Annotated in this window: 11 protein-coding genes; 1 reads left to right on the top strand and 10 read right to left on the bottom strand. The window is 60.6% G+C overall.

The window, feature by feature from the left end; all coding sequences use genetic code 11:
- Positions 1-3: 3 nt before the first annotated feature.
- The 10 genes from ACN0TA_RS01025 to ACN0TA_RS01070 form a co-directional block, all read right to left on the bottom strand.
- Positions 4-441 carry a Fur family transcriptional regulator gene (locus ACN0TA_RS01025; RefSeq protein ID WP_417578915.1) on the bottom strand — a complete coding sequence of 146 codons (438 nt, stop codon included), beginning with the start codon at positions 439-441 and terminating at the stop codon, positions 4-6.
- Between the two features lie 38 nt (positions 442-479).
- A complete protein-coding gene (gene rimI / locus ACN0TA_RS01030; RefSeq protein ID WP_417578917.1) occupies positions 480-959 on the bottom strand; it encodes a ribosomal protein S18-alanine N-acetyltransferase in 480 nt (159 codons plus the stop codon).
- On the bottom strand, positions 956-1,552 hold the full coding sequence (gene tsaB, locus ACN0TA_RS01035; RefSeq protein ID WP_417578919.1) for a tRNA (adenosine(37)-N6)-threonylcarbamoyltransferase complex dimerization subunit type 1 TsaB: 597 nt from the start codon (positions 1,550-1,552) through the stop codon (positions 956-958). The genes rimI and tsaB overlap by 4 nt, the downstream gene beginning before the upstream one ends.
- A 115-nt stretch (positions 1,553-1,667) precedes the next feature.
- Complete coding sequence (locus tag ACN0TA_RS01040) at positions 1,668-2,234, bottom strand: NifU family protein (protein WP_417578921.1); 567 nt, start codon at positions 2,232-2,234, stop codon at positions 1,668-1,670.
- A 139-nt stretch (positions 2,235-2,373) separates the two neighbouring features.
- Positions 2,374-2,868 (bottom strand): universal stress protein, encoded by a 495-nt coding sequence (locus tag ACN0TA_RS01045; protein WP_417578923.1) that lies wholly within the window; start codon positions 2,866-2,868, stop codon positions 2,374-2,376.
- 97 nt (positions 2,869-2,965) lie between these two features.
- Positions 2,966-4,000: a tryptophan--tRNA ligase gene (gene trpS / locus ACN0TA_RS01050; RefSeq protein WP_417578925.1), complete on the bottom strand. Its 1,035-nt coding sequence runs from the start codon at positions 3,998-4,000 to the stop codon at positions 2,966-2,968.
- A gap of 71 nt (positions 4,001-4,071) precedes the next feature.
- On the bottom strand, positions 4,072-5,634 hold the full coding sequence (gene murJ, locus ACN0TA_RS01055) for a murein biosynthesis integral membrane protein MurJ (RefSeq protein ID WP_417578927.1): 1,563 nt from the start codon (positions 5,632-5,634) through the stop codon (positions 4,072-4,074).
- A gap of 88 nt (positions 5,635-5,722) precedes the next feature.
- Positions 5,723-8,512 (bottom strand): [protein-PII] uridylyltransferase, encoded by a 2,790-nt coding sequence (locus tag ACN0TA_RS01060; protein ID WP_417578929.1) that lies wholly within the window; start codon positions 8,510-8,512, stop codon positions 5,723-5,725.
- Positions 8,493-11,198: a DNA mismatch repair protein MutS gene (gene mutS / locus ACN0TA_RS01065; RefSeq protein ID WP_417578931.1), complete on the bottom strand. Its 2,706-nt coding sequence runs from the start codon at positions 11,196-11,198 to the stop codon at positions 8,493-8,495. The genes ACN0TA_RS01060 and mutS overlap by 20 nt, the downstream gene beginning before the upstream one ends.
- 75 nt (positions 11,199-11,273) lie before the next feature.
- Complete coding sequence (locus ACN0TA_RS01070; protein WP_417578933.1) at positions 11,274-12,113, bottom strand: GNAT family N-acetyltransferase; 840 nt, start codon at positions 12,111-12,113, stop codon at positions 11,274-11,276.
- Positions 12,114-12,259: 146 nt separating this feature from the next.
- Between ACN0TA_RS01070 and ACN0TA_RS01075 the strand changes: the two genes are divergently transcribed.
- A complete protein-coding gene (locus ACN0TA_RS01075) occupies positions 12,260-13,354 on the top strand; it encodes a LacI family DNA-binding transcriptional regulator (protein WP_417578935.1) in 1,095 nt (364 codons plus the stop codon).
- Positions 13,355-13,440 lie beyond the last annotated feature (86 nt).

Below are 13,440 nucleotides of genomic sequence, written 5' to 3' on the forward strand. Positions count from 1 at the left end.
GGCCTAGCTGTCCTTATCCTTGAGGGGGATGGCGTACAGCTCGAGCCGGTGATCGACCAGCTTATAGCCGAGCTTTTTAGCGATAACCTCCTGGATGGCCTCGATTTCCTCGTTCCGGAATTCGATGACCTTACCCGAGCGAATATCGATGAGATGGTCATGATGTTCGTCGGGGATCTGCTCGAACCGGGCACGCCCATCCTTGAAATCGTGCTTGGTGACCAGCCCGGCCTCTTCGAACAGATTGACTGTGCGATAGACCGTGGAGAGCGAAATGCGCGGATCGACGGCGGAGGCACGCCGGTAAAGCTCTTCGACATCGGGATGATCTGTGGCCGTTTCGAGCACACGCGCGATCACCCGGCGCTGGTCTGTCATGCGCATGTTGCGCGCCACGCATTGCTCTTCAAGCGTAGCTTCGGTGAAAGGCTCGTTGCCCATGGCCGCCTCGCGCATCTGTCACGATAAGTGAGTTCGGGTTAGCCGATCGTGGCACGCATGACAAGGGCGGTCGCAGCGCTGCCATCCGGCTTTGGGTAATAGCCCTTGCGCTTGCCGATCGGGGCAAAGCCAAAGCGATGGTAGAGCGCAAGAGCGGGCGCATTGGTCTCGTCGACCTCAAGAAACAGGGTTTTGACCGGGCTCATGGCAAGATCGGCGAACGCTGCGGCCAGCAGAGCGGCGCCAAGCCCACGGCCACGCATTTTCGGATCGACGGCGATGGTGAGCAACTCGCTCTCTTCGCCCGAAATGCGCAGCATGGCAAACCCGGAAATCCTGCGCCGCGCATCGGTGGCGACATAGGCCGGTGTGATCCTGGAGTCGCCCAGATAATCGGCGAAATCGGATGCCGGCCAGCCGCGATAAAAGCCCTGAGCATGGAGCCGGGCCAGGCTATCGGCATCCTCGACTTCGCCGCGCGCTATATGTAGCGCGCCCGGCGCGCTCCAGACATTCATTGATGCGCAACTCCAAAGCCGATCTGGGGCTTGGCATCGGCGGCACGGATATAGGTGGGGTCGGGCGGGAAGTCGGCGGGGCGCGCGCGCGAGGCGAAGACGGCCATCAGGACGATATCGATCATCGGGTCGTCAGGGATCGTTCGAGCGGTGACCTGCAGGATCTGCTTTAGATCGACAAGGTCGGCCGTGTCGCGCGGCTTGCCTGGCGCAGAAAAGCTCTGGCGATAAGCTTCGCCGCGCTTGGCATCGAGGATCAACTCGCTCGGGCCGGGGCGCGAAAGCGAAAGGGCGAGCAGGCATGGCACGCCAATAACCGGAATATTGCGCGCCAGACCAAGCCCGCGCGCTGCGGAAAGCCCGATGCGCAGGCCGGTAAACGAACCCGGACCGGTCGAGACGCCAATGCGGTCAAGCCGATCATAGCGCGACCCGCATCGGTCGAGCAGCGCCGCAATGGCGGGAAAGATGATTTCGGCGTGGCCCTTGGCGATGTCACAAATTTCGGTTTCGACACTGCCATCGGACAACACCAGCGCCAGTTGCAGGCGCTCGCGGGCTGTGTCTATGGCTAGGGTGACTGGCGTGCTCATGAGCATTTCGATAGGCCGAAACGAAAAACCCCGCAAGCTGTTTGGGCTTGCGGGGTTTTGCTGTGGCCGCTTGCGCGACCAATCAAGGCGTGAGGCCTATCTGGTGTTTGGAAAGCTAGATCTGCTGGACCTGTTCGACGCCGGGCACGAAATGGCGGAGAAGGTTTTCAATCCCCGATTTCAACGTCGCTGTCGAAGACGGGCAGCCGGCGCATGCGCCCTGCATGTGCAGGAACACTGTGCCTTCCTTGTAGCCTTTGAAGGTGATGTCGCCGCCATCCATGGCGACAGCGGGGCGAACGCGGGTGGCGAGCAACTCCTTGATGACCTCAACGGTTTCGGTGTCTTCTTCCTCGAAGAATTCGTCACCGGACACATCGGGCTGGGCCGCAACGCCATCGGCGAGGATGGGCTTGCCACTCATGAAATGCTCCATGACGGCGCCGAGAATTGCGGGCTTGATATGCGCCCAATCAACGGATTCGATCTTGGTGACCGAAACGAAATCGGAGCCGAGAAAAACCCCGGCTACGCCATCGACTGAAAACAGCGCCGAAGCAAGCGGGGACATGCGGGCCATTTCGGGATCGCGGAAATCGCGCGGCTCGCCGGGCAGGACCTCACGGCCAGGAAGGAATTTGAGCGTCGCGGGGTTTGGAGTCGCTTCGGTCTGGATGAACATTTTTCCGCCTCTCAGGGCTCTTTAGAACTATTCCAAGTTGGCCCGAAAGATAATCCTTTTGCGCATAAATGCAAGAGGGTGGCGCCCGGCAGCTCCCCGGACGGTCGGGTGGCCGCATTGGCCATCCCGCGTTGTCGGGTCAGCACAGGGCGGCGAGATCGGCGTCGGAAATTGTGCCCGGAACCACGGTGACCGGCACGCGAAATGCGTTGGCGCCACGGGCCGCGATCGAAGCAACGAGCGGGCCGGGGCCTTCGGACGAATCGGCAGCGGCAAGCACAAGAATGGCCACCGCGGGATCGTCTGCAATATGGGCTTCGACAGCGTCTGATTTCTTGCCTTCGCGAATCACCCGTTCGACCTTTATCGACCCGAAGGCGGCGATATTGGCGGCGTGACGGGCCTGAAGCGCCTCGATATTTTCGTAGGCCTCAGCGCGCATCACCTCTTCGACGCCCAGCCAGTGCTGGAAATTGTCGGGCTCGATAATCGAGAGCAAAACCACGGCGCCGCCGGTGCGGCGCACGCGCAGGGCTGCAAAAGTCACGGCCTTGGCGCATTCGGGGCTTTCGTCCACGATCACCAAGAATTTGCGTTTATATTCGTCTTCGTCGCGATCCTGGATATCGGGCAAGCGCTGTGTCCGGAACTGATTTAGGGAAGGGGATGCTGCCACAGCGTGCGCGCGGCACGCAAGTGGCAGCAAGGGGTCAGCTTTCGCTGATCATCGTCTAGCGTATGAAGCCCACGATATCGCGAACTTCGAGCATGGTTTTCGCAGCGATCTCGCGCGCCCGGTCGGCCCCGTCACGCAGGATGGCTTCGATCTGGGCGGGGTCGGCAACCAGGCGACGCATTTCGTCCGCCTGGGTGGCAAGCACCGACACTGCCAGATCGGCAAGAGCGGGTTTGAAAGCGCCAAATCCCTGTCCGCCATATTCGGCAAGCACCTGGGCAACCGACTTGTCGGAAAGGCCGGCATAGATGCGCACCAGATTTGCCGCTTCGGGACGATCCTGAAGCCCTTTTTCCTCAGATGGCAGCGCATCGGCGTCGGACTTGGCCTTCTTGATCTTTTTGGTGATCGTTTCGGCATCGTCCATCAAATAGATGGTGGCCATATCCGAGGAGGTTTCGGACTTGCTCATCTTCTTGCTGCCGTCACGCAGGCTCATGACACGGGTGGCCGGGCCCGTGATGACAGGCTCGGGCTGCGGGAAAAACTCTTCGTCCAGCCCATTGGCAGCGATCGAGGGTGCAAAGTCGTGATTGAACTTTTGCGCGATGTCACGGGACAATTCGAGATGCTGTTTCTGATCGTCGCCCACTGGAACATGGGTGGCCTTGTAGAGCAGGATATCGGCAGCCATCAGCGAGGGGTATGCGAACAGACCGAGCGAAACATTCTCGGAGTTCTTGCCCGCCTTGTCCTTGAACTGTGTCATGCGGCTCATCCAGCCCATACGCGCAACGCAGTTGAACACCCAGGCAAGTTCTGCGTGTTCGGCAACCTGTGACTGGTTGAAGATAATGTGGGCCGACGGGTCGACACCGGCAGCGATATAGGCGGCGGCAATCTCGTAAGTCCAGCGTTTCAGATCGGCTGGATCTTGCCAGACGGTGATCGCATGCATGTCGACGACGCAATAGATGCACTCGAAGTCATTCTGCAACGGCACGAAACGGCGAATGGCGCCGAGATAGCTGCCGAGATGCAGATCGCCCGAGGGCTTGATGCCGGAAAAGACGCGATCGGTAAAAGGCATTGGACTAACGGTCCCTTGGATTTCTGGAAGAGTGAGATGGCCGCAAGTGGGCCGCCAAAGGGTTTAAAGCGTCAACGCCGCCGCCGCAAGCGCGCCAGAACCGGGCCGAGAGGTTGAACGCGCGTGACATGAAGCAGCGCGAAATAAAGCGTTGCACCAAAAGCGCAGGTTGCGAACAGGGCCAGCGCCTGAAGCGGGAAGAAATACCCCGGCGCAAAAACCGGCCCCGCCAAGCTCGCCACGCCCCACAGTGCAAGACCCATGATACTCGCGACCCCAAGCGTGCCCGCCAGAATCAGCGTTTCACGCCCCTCGAGCCGGAAATGACCGCGCCGGGCCAAGAGCACGGCGAGAAGGCCAACATTGACCCAGGCGGAAACGGACGTGGCCAAGGCGATGCCGATGTGTTCGAGAGACGGAAACAGGGCCAACGAGATGGCAATGTTGACGACAAGCGATACTCCGGCGATCAGGGTGGGGGTTTTCGTGTCCTTGCGCGAAAAGAACCCCGGCTGCAGAACGCGCACCAGAACAAAGGCGGGCAGACCGAGCGAGAAGCCCATCAGCGTGTGGGATACGGCCACCGTCGCCGCCGCGTCGAAGGCGCCGCGTTCGAACAGAACGCGCACTATGGGCTGGGCGAGAGCAAACAGCGCAATTGCCGCTGGCAGGGTCAACACCATTGAAAGCTGGATGGCCTGGCTTTGCGAACCGCGCGCTTCGGCCGCGCGCCCAGACGACAGATGGCGCGAGAGTTCTGGCAAGAGAACTGTGCCGATGGCAATGCCGATAATGCCGAGCGGCAATTGATAGAGCCTGTCGGCATTGGCGATGATGGCGATTGCCGCATCGGCCTGCGAAGCAATGACGGTGCCCACGAAGATATTGATCTGGATGATGCCGCCTGCAGCGATGGCGGGGAGCGCCAGAAGCCAGAACCGGCGCACCTCGTCGGTGTAACGCGGCAAGCCAATTTTTGGCAGGAAGCCGGCTCTTCGGATCGTGAAAAACACCAATGCCAATTGTGCGACACCGCCCGCCATGGCGGCCACCCCCAGCCAGAAGGCGACATCGGCAGGATTTTCCAGCGTCCAGATGGCAAGCGGGACCAGAACGGCGATGTTGACGATGTTGAGCAGGACCGGCGCGAAAGCGGCAGCAAAGAATCTTCCCAGCGAATTGAGGATCGCGCCATAAGCCGCCATCAGCGACATACAGGCGAGATAGGGAAACATGATGCGCGAGAGAAAAACCGTAAGCTCGAACTTCTCGGGATCGCCAACGAAGCCGGGGACGAAAGCCATCATCACCGGTTCCATAAAGATTTCGGCGAGTATGGTGACGATGACGATGGCGGCGACCAGCCAGCTCATGATGCGGCCAGCAAGCAATTTGGCACCGTCGGCACCGTCAGTTTCAAGCGCACCGGAAAACATGGGGACGAAGGCAGTGTTGAAAGCGCCCTCGGCAAACAGCCGCCTGAACAGGTTTGGAAGGCGGAAAGCGGCCTGAAACGCGTCCGCTGCTGGGCCAATGCCCAGAACGGCAGCGATCAGCGCGTCACGGATGAAGCCGAAAACGCGCGAAACGAGGGTGAGCCCGCCAACCGACATCGTATTGCGCAAAAGGCTCATGGCTGGGGATGACCCGCGTGGTGGTGACGATCAAAGCCCTGTTTGACATCACGTTTTGTGCAGATGGCATATCGCCACACAGGCGTGTTCACGCAGATGCCTTTTCGCGGCGTCCGGGTGCAAACACAGCTTCAAGCGCCTCATGGATGCGCCGCTGGCGGACCTTTGAGGTGATCTTGCCGCCCGTCAGATCGGTGACATAGAAGACGTCGACAGCCTTTTCGCCATAGGTGCCGATATGGGCCGAACCGATCGTGAGGTTGAGGTCGGATATTGCGCGAGTGAGATGATAGAGCAGGCCGGTACGATCGAGACCGGAAATCTCGATGACAGTGAATTTGTCGGACAGCGCGTTGGAAATGAAGATTTCCGTGGGCACAGAAAATGGCCGCAGACGCCGGTTATACCGTGAATCCACCCCCAGATCGGCCGGCAGGTATTTACGGCCCTCAAGCAGGGCCCTGACCGTATCGGTGATGCGCGACGCCCTGATCTTTTCATCCTCATCGGAGGTAAACGCTCGGCGCAGCCGGAACGTATCGAGCGCATAGCCGTCGCGGGTATTGAATATCTGCGCACCGATGATTGAAGCGTCGGCGGTGGTGCAGGCACCTGCAATCAGGGACAACAGGCGCGGGTGATCGGGCGTATAAAACGTAACCTCGGTAATGCCCTCGAACGCCTTGATGGCCGTCGAGCCGGCAAAACTGGAATGCCTGGCCTCTGCCGCATCGATCATGCTGGCGTGAGCCAGCTGCAACTCGGGTTCGGCACGCAGCCAGTAATTGGGGAACTGGCGTTCGATATAGGTGTCGAGCCGATCAGGCGTCCAATCGGCAAGCCCGGCCCTGAGCGCGTCCTGGGCCTCGATGATCCTGTCGCGCTGGGAAACCTGGGAATGGCCGCCCGAAAGCAGCGGTTCGGTGGCATAATAGAGGGCGCGCAACAGCGAGCCTTTCCAACCCGTCCAGGTGCCCGGTCCCACGGCGCGGATATCGCAGGCCGTAAGGATCATCAGCAGAGCGAGACGCTGGGGGCTTTGCACGATCTGGGCGAAATTGCGTGCAGTATCGGGGTCCTGAATATCGCGGGACTGGGAAATCTCGCTCATCAGCAAGTGATAACGCACCAGCCAGGCGACGGTATCGGTTTCTGCGGCGGAAAGTCCAAGCCGAGGACAGAATTTGCGGGCAATGACCTCGCCTGCTTCGGAATGGTCCTCGGGACGGCCCTTGGCAATATCGTGGATGAACAGGGCAACATAGAGCAAGCGCACATCGGAGAGATGGGGCAACAGCTCATGGGTCAGGGGCAGTTCGTTTTTCAGCCCGCCATTGGCAATGTCGGCCATGACGCCCACGGCGCGGATCAGATGCTCGTCCACTGTGTAGTGGTGGTACATGTTGAACTGCATGAGCGCGACGATCTTGCCGAACTCGGGGACCAGCTTGCCCAAGACCCCGGACTCATTCATGCGGCGCAGGATGCGCTCGACTGATTTGGGGCTTGTGAGAATTTCGAGGAAATAGGCGTTTACGCGCTCGTCGGCTCTGAGTTTCTTGTCGATCAGGCGCATAGAACGGGTGAGAAGCTTGAGCGCATCGGGGTGGAACATCACCCCCTCGCGACCCGCCACCCAGAAAATCTTGATGATGTTGACCGGGTCTTTTTCGAACACTTCGTCATTGGCGACCGTGATGCGGCCGTGTTCGAGGGCGAAATCAGGTTCGCCCCGGATCTGGCGGCGCGCCTTGCGAAAATTGCCAAACACGCGGCCAAAGGCATCGACCTTTTTGGCGTGAGCAAATTCGAGCGAGGTGCAGAAAATACGGGTCAGATCGCCGACATCCTTGGCCACGAGAAAATAGCGTTTCATGAAGCGCTCGACCCCGAGCATGCCAGCGCGGTCGTGATAGCCCATGCGCTCGGCCATTTCCTGCTGGATCTCAAAGGTCAGCCGGTCATCGGCCCTGCCGACGAGGAAATGCAGATTGCAGCGCACCGCCCACAAAAAATCCTCGGCACGCTGGAAGGCGCGGTATTCGGTTTTCGAAAATACGCCCTTGCCGATCAGTTCGGGATAGGTCTGAACGCGGTAGAAATATTTACCGATCCAATAGAGCGTATTGAGGTCGCGAAGGCCGCCCTTGCCGTCCTTTACGTTCGGCTCGACGACATAACGTGTGTTGCCCTGGGCATCGTGGCGCGCATCGCGTTCAGCCATCTTTGCCGCTATGAATTCGGGACCCGTCTTTTCGACGATCTCGGTTTCGAAGCGTTCGCGCATCTGGTTGAACAGCCTATCGTCGCCAACCAGGAAACGGCTCTCCAGCGTTGCCGTACGCACTGTCATATCGGAGCGCGCCATGCGAATTGAATCATCGACCGAGCGGACGGCGTGGCCAACCTTCTGACCAAGATCCCATAGCATGTAGAGCACGTATTCGGTGACGCTTTCACCCCACGGGGTCTGCTTGTAGGGCAGGATGAACAGCAGATCGATATCGGATCCCGGCGCCAGCGTGCCGCGGCCATAACCACCAACAGCGGCAATGGCCAGGGATTCGGCCCCCGAGGGATTTTCACGCGGGTAGACGTAACGGGTGGCCCACAGATGGGCGGCGGCGATCAATTCATCTTGAGCGGCGGCCAGCATCTGAGCGCAGCGGGTGCCGCGACGATTGGCAACAAGGTCGGCCTCGGCAGCGATGCGGGCATCCTTGAGGCCCTGGCGCAGCGCGGCCAGCACCGCAGCGCGTGCCGTCTGGCTGTCCGGTGCAGTGTCGCCGATCTCGCGGCGCACAGCCGCAATCAGCGCCTCAGCGCTGGGAAGCCCGGCTTTCTTGCGCGCAATCGGTTCAATGGTCGCCGTCGGCATGGGCAGCCTTCTTGAGTTCATAAATCCATTCGAGCGCGGCCCGTGGGGAAAGATCGTCGGGGCGCACCGTCTCGATCATATCCTGAATGGGGTTAGCACGAGGTTGAGGCGCAGTTTTGTCGGCCAGCGCTGGCATATGGGCAAAGAGTGGCAGATCGGCAAGGGCAGAACCCGGATTTGACTGGCCACGCTCTTCGAGCAGATCGAGCACCTGACGAGCCCGAGAGATCACCGGTGCCGGCAACCCGGCCAGTTTTGCGACTTGAATGCCATAGGAACGATCGGCGGCGCCCTGGACGACTTCGTGCAGGAATACGACGTCGCCCTTGTATTCTTTGACGCTCATTGTGTGATTGGAGACCCGCCCCAGACTGGCCGAGAGTGCTGTGAGCTCATGGTAATGGGTGGCGAAAATGGCGCGGCAGCCAGTTGTTTCGTGCAGGGTTTCAACGCAGGCCCAGGCTATCGAAAGCCCATCAAAGGTTGCTGTGCCACGGCCGATTTCGTCGAGGATGACAAGTGAATTGCGCGTGGCCCGATTGAGAATGGCGGCGGTTTCGACCATTTCCACCATGAAGGTCGAGCGGCCCTGGGCGATGTCGTCGGACGCGCCGACCCGGGAAAAGACCCTGTCGACCACGCCGATATGGGCCGAGGTCGCCGGCACATAAGATCCCATCTGGGCGAGAATGGCGATCAACGCATTCTGGCGCAGGAACGTTGATTTACCGCCCATATTGGGACCGGTGATCAGCCAGAGCTGGCCGCCATCATCGGGTTCGGGGGCAGAAAGAGTGCAATCATTGGCAACGAAACTCTTGCCGTCGGCTTCGAGCGTCTTTTCGACAACGGGGTGACGCCCGCCTTCGATGTCGAAAGCAAGCGACGCGTCGATCTGCGGACGGCACCAATTGCGTTGGGCAGCGAGATTGGCCAGCGCAGCGGCAACGTCGAGCTCGGCCATCGCGTCGGCCGCTGCCATAAGATCGTGACTTTGGGCGATGACGGCCTCGCGCAACCGGGTGAAAATCGAAAGCTCGATCTCCACAGCGATTTCCTGGGCACGGGCAATCCTGCCCTCAAGCTCGGCCAACTCGGTGGTCGTGAACCGCATGGCGTTGGCAAGGGTCTGGCGATGGATGAAGACACTGTCTTCGAGCAGGCGCGATCCATGCGACGCGGGGACTTCGACGAAAAAGCCCAGCACATTGTTGTGCTTGATCTTGAGCGCACGAACGCCGGTCTTTTCGACAAGGGCAGCCTGAAGCTCAGCAACGACCTTGCGGCTTTCCGAGCCGAGACGGCGCTGGGTGTCGAGCTCGCCGTCATAGCCGGACGCCACGAAGCCGCCATCGCGGGCCATCAAAGGCGGCTCCTCGACAAGGGCGGTTGCAAATTCGTCAGCAAGGATTTCCGGCGCGCGGGCAAGCCCATCACCGATGGCGAAGAGTTCGCTTCCCGGCTCTGTGAGTCCCGCCAGCAGATGCCCCAGCGCACGGGCCTGCACGATGCCGCGGCCGATGGCATTGAGATCACGCGGGCCACCGCGTTCGAGCGTCAACCGTGTCAGAGCGCGAGCAATATCGGGGGCGGCGCGCAGACCCTTGCGGATGGCGTCGGTTTCCATCGAATTTGCGATCAGCGTATCGAGCGCGTCGAGCCTTGCATTTATGCGCGAAGGGTCGTTGAGCGGGGCTGCGAGGCGAGCGGCGAACAGGCGCGCACCGGCGCCAGTGACCGTCAGGTCAACGCTGGCCCGCAGCGCGCCACGGGTATCGCCGCGCTGGGTCAGCAACAATTCAAGCGAGGACCGGGTGGCCGCATCGATCTGCATGTGATCGGACGGCGCCTCAAGACGGGGCAGGCGCAAGGGTACGCCTGCGCCTTTCTGGGTTTCGGCCACATAAGCGATCAGCGCGCCCAAGGCCGCACGGGCCGTGCGCGAAAAAGCTGTGGGATCGACGCCATCGTCGAACGTTTCGCGCAGCAGGCGTGCACCGGCTTCGGATTCAAAGCTTTCATGGGAGCGGCGCGTGGCTGTTGCCAACCGGTCGGGGCCGAAAATGCGCTGTTCGGCCAATTGATCGGCAAGCCGGTCAGAAAGGATAAACTCGGCCGGGTCGATACGGGCGATTTCATCGGCCAGGGCATCGGCGTCGAGATCGGCGACCAGGAGTTCACCGGTTGAAATGTCGGACCAGGCCATTGCATAGCCCTCGCCATCGGTTCCGAGCCGGGCGAGCGAGAGCAGGAAATTGTTGCCACGGGCCGGCAGCAGATCGTCCTCGGTCAACGTGCCGGGGGTGACCAGCCGCACCACGTCGCGTTTGACCACGGACTTCGAGCCGCGCTTCTTGGCTTCTGCGGGGTCTTCGATCTGTTCGCAGACAGCGACCTTGTGGCCGCGGGAAATGAGCTTTTTGAGATAATCCTGGGCAGCATGGACGGGCACACCGCACATGGGAATATCCTCGCCCAGATGCTTGCCGCGCTTGGTCAGGGTGATGCCCAATGTGGCGGCAGCGATTTCGGCGTCCTCGAAGAACAGCTCGTAAAAATCGCCCATGCGATAGAACAGCAGATAGCCCGGATTTACGCCCTTTATCTCAAAGAACTGGGCCATCATGGGTGTCATGCCCGTCGTGGTGGGCACAGCGAATTCGGCCTGTGGCTCGGTTTGCGTCATGAACGGGCTAGGGCAATCTGGCTTGTGAAGCGGTGGCGCACGCTAAGACAAATTTTTGGCGATTCCAACAGCCGATCACAGGTTGGGATGCCGCAGGCCGGTGACCCGCTCGACCCGCCTGCGATACGCGGCGGGCGCCGCGGCAAAACGGGTGAGCACGAACACATCCGTTGTCGAGAACTTTTCATCGACGAATGCGTGGCTGCCAAACACCGCATTGACCCGCAAATACCCGCGAACCAATGGTGGCATGGCGCGCAGCGCGGCGTGGCGATCGCAGTGCTCAGACGCCAGCATGTTCATGCTGACAGCGCCCTGCGCATGGGCCACAGCATGCCAGTCATTGGTGGCGCGGGCCGCATGATAGAGATGAGACAGGGCAAGAGCGTGCCGGTGCGGCTCGGTACCCGGAAAGCTGGCTGCGCCGAAATAGGCATCGATTCTATTGTAGCACGCATAGGCCCACAGCCCGCACCAGAGCGCCTCGATTGTGCGCATCGAGCGATAGGCAGGGGCGACGCAGGACCGCCCCACCTCGCAAAAGCGCTGGTCGGGATGGCGCGCGAACAGTGGACCAAGGGCAAATTCGGTGTCGGCATACCAGCCAAGAGACGGTGCGGGGCTGGCCATGACCCTGTAGGTGCCCACAATTGAAGGTGTCTGGCCCAACGGATTCGAGCAGGTATCGATGACGATAATGTGGTCGCAGGACAGATCGTAGGCATCGGCCTCGATGTGGTCGACGTGATCCATCCATTGGGCGTTGACGCCCCGTTCCCTGTGGAACACTTCGTAACGCAGACGATAGGCAGCAAAACGCTCGGCATCAGTGCGGGCAAGACGCACTTCGAACTGGCCCAGCCGCGCCAGCGGGGTGGGGGGCATGTTGACGAGTTTTGGCGCTGTATCTGTCATTGGCCTATTGGGCGCGAGGGCTTTGCGATTTCTTACGCCAAACCGGGGCTTAAGGGAATTGGCGCGGCGGGTCACACTGTCGCTCCCTGATCGGTCTTGGAAACCATTGCGCGGCATTTGAATTGCATTGCCAGCGCACCACGCCCTTGACCGCACGTTGGGAAACGCGCAATGACTTACGTACCTCAGAATTGGAAGGTACCGATTTGGACACTGGTGGGCGGGTGACTGTACATGATCTGGCGCGGGCAGCAGGCGTGTCGCTGGCAACCGTTGACCGCGTGCTCAACGGTCGACCCGGCGTGCGCAGAGCCACAATCGAGAAAGTGGAGACCGCTATAGCCGAAATCGGCTTTCGGCGCGACCTGACGGCTTCGATGCTAGCGCGGGCCCGTGACATCGTGCTTAAAATTATAGTGCCCGAAGGCACCAACCAGTTTTTCGGCAAGCTCGCCGATGCTGTCGAGAGCGTCGGCGCACAAATGCGTGCCGAACGGCTGCGGCTCGATCTCGTCAGGATACGGGCTATGGATACGCGCGCCCTGGTCGCCGCGCTCGATGGGATCGGGGCCGAGGACGCCGATTGCGCAGTGATCGTTGCGATCGACAAGCCTGAAATTCATGCCGCCGTGGCGCGGATCGCCGGACGGGGCATCAAGGTGATTTCCCTGGTCTCGGATTTGCCAGATTCGGCGCGCCACGGCTTTGTCGGTATCGACAATCGGGCAGCGGGACGCGTAGCGGCGTCGCTGATGGGGCGATTCGTGCCGGCCGGCGCCAGCGTGGGGCTTGTGGCCGGGTCACTGGAACTTATCGATCACGCCGAACGGGTCGGCGGGTTCCGCGAGATCATGGCGCTCGAATTTCCAAGCTTGAAGCTGGCCGGACCAATCGAGGCCCAGGACGAGTTTACAGCGACATATGAAAAATGCCTCAAACTGTTTGCGGCCAATCCCGATCTTGCCGGAATCTACAATGCCGGCGCTGGCAATGCCGGACTTTTGATGGCGCTCAATGAATTCAAGCTGGCCGGCTCAATGCGCGTGATCGGACATGAGCTGACCGGACCGACGCGGGCCGGGCTGGAATCGGGCGCTATCGACGTTATTCTTGATCAAAGCCCCGAGGACGAAATCCGGGCGGTGTGCGCCACTGCACGGCGGCTGGTGGTGGGCGCTGATGCGGCCCCACCCGAGACACAATTGGAAATCAAGGTTCTGATGCGCGACAATCTGAGCTAGATTTTCCCGAAACCACATCTTGCACATGAGCCGCAAAGGCCGAACGACCGGAGGAGACGCAACAATGACCAATTTTGAGGTACGCA

The organism is Pelagibacterium sp. (genome assembly GCF_048264985.1).
In the GTDB taxonomy this organism is placed as follows: Bacteria; Pseudomonadota; Alphaproteobacteria; order Rhizobiales; family Devosiaceae; genus Pelagibacterium.